Below are 1,122 nucleotides of genomic sequence, written 5' to 3' on the forward strand. Positions count from 1 at the left end.
GGCCGCCCGCAGCCGGGACGGTCCCGCGCCGAGCGAGGTGGGCACCCCGCGGGCGGCGCGGTACAGCCGGGTCAGGGCGACCGCGCCGAGGACGGCGGGGACGGCGGCGAGCAGGGGGCGCACGGAGGGCGAGCGGGGCACACCCCCACGACTACCAGCTACCCGGCGCCGGCCGGGCGGCGGGCGCTCAGCGGGCCGGCTCCGCGGGCGGCAGCACGACCTCGATCTCGCCGCCGAGGTCGAACCCCTCGGCCAGCCCCAGCTCGTCGCCGCTCCAGAACCGGCCGGGGTCGTACCAGCTCGGGCGCCGGTCGTCGGGGAGCAGGCCCATCTCCTGGTAGGTGAGCGCGACGACCTCCGCGCAGTAGGCCGTCTCCAGGGCCCGCTCCCGCACCGCCCCGTCGGCGTGCCGCAGCGCCTGGCGCAGGTGCCGCAGCCGCGGGGTGCGCCCGCGCAGCCAGCGCCCGGCCAGCCGCGCCGTCGACGGGAAGGGGGTGCCGTCGAGCCGGGCCACGGTGCGCAGCGCGGCGTCCTCCATCTCCCGGCTGACCGGGCCGCGGAGCTGGCGCAGCCAGCCGCGCTGGCCGTAGCGGTGCCCCCACTGCAGGACCGCGGCCCGCAGGTCGTGCAGCTGCACGCCGCGCTGGTGGGTGCCCGACCACACGTCGGGCAGGGAGCGCCCGAGCTCGGCGTGCCACATCAGCGGCGGCAGGTCGTCCAGCACCAGCGCCATGCCCACGTGGTTGACCGGGGCGTTGGTCAGGCTCCGGATGGCCCGGTCGGCGCCGCTGCGCCCCCGGAACAGCCACAGGTCTCCGGTGCGGGCCAGCTCGCACGCCCGGTCGAGGGTGATGGCGCTGCCCGGCACGCCGGTACGGTATCCCGGTGCGTTGGTGGAAGATCCTCGGACTCGCCGGGCTGGCCGGGGTGGCGGCCACCGGGGCGGTCACCGCGCACGCCGAGCGGCGCAGGCGGGCCTACACGCCCGACGAGGTCCGCGCCCGGCTGCACGAGCGGGTCGCCGCGAGCGGCCCACCGGCCCCGCCGGCCGTCGCCGACGACCCGGCGGGCGACGCGCCCGCCGGGGACGACCGGAGCCCGGCCGCCCGGCTGCGGCACGCG

Annotated in this window: 2 protein-coding genes; one reads left to right on the forward strand and one right to left on the reverse strand. The window is 79.7% G+C overall.

What is annotated here, in order from left to right:
• Positions 1-187 precede the first annotated feature (187 nt).
• Positions 188-868: a hypothetical protein gene (locus KIK08_RS39130; protein WP_214408346.1), complete on the reverse strand. Its 681-nt coding sequence runs from the start codon at positions 866-868 to the stop codon at positions 188-190.
• A gap of 17 nt (positions 869-885) precedes the next feature.
• Here KIK08_RS39130 and KIK08_RS39135 point away from each other — a divergent pair.
• A partial coding sequence (locus KIK08_RS39135) for a hypothetical protein (protein ID WP_214408347.1) occupies positions 886-1,122 on the forward strand: 237 nt, incomplete at its 3' end.

This window comes from Pseudonocardia lacus (genome assembly GCF_018531445.1).
Lineage (GTDB): Bacteria > Actinomycetota > Actinomycetes > Mycobacteriales > Pseudonocardiaceae > Pseudonocardia > Pseudonocardia lacus.